Origin of the sequence: Bacillus sp. SIMBA_074 (assembly GCF_046534555.1) — a bacterium.
GTDB lineage: Bacteria > Bacillota > Bacilli > Bacillales > Bacillaceae_G > Bacillus_A > Bacillus_A mycoides.
The window spans coordinates 1-257 of the sequence record NZ_JAWRYM010000801.1; the positions used below are offsets into that span (position 1 = coordinate 1).

A 257-nucleotide genomic window follows, 5' to 3' on the forward strand; every position below is an offset into this window, starting at 1 on the left:
CTGCCTTCTTTTGCTTTCGCCTCGAAATCCTCGAAGTCGATAGAATAATGCCCTTCTTCATCACAGATAAGTGGATTGTTGACGACTCGTCTGCCGTTCCCTTCAATTGCAGAAGTAAAAGGTGGATATACGGGCCGCTGAATGATGATTCCATCACCTGGCTCTGTAAAAGCTTTTACCGCGACATGCAAGGCATGGACGGTGCCCGGGCTGTAAACGATTTCTTCCTTTTTGATCTCCCAGCCATGTCTTTTTTT

1 protein-coding gene is annotated in these 257 nt (G+C 46.7%); it reads right to left on the reverse strand.

Annotated elements, in window-relative coordinates; genetic code table 11:
- The coding region (locus SB773_RS32965) for an aminotransferase class I/II-fold pyridoxal phosphate-dependent enzyme (protein ID WP_410594628.1) at positions 1–257 on the reverse strand (257 nt) is incomplete at both ends.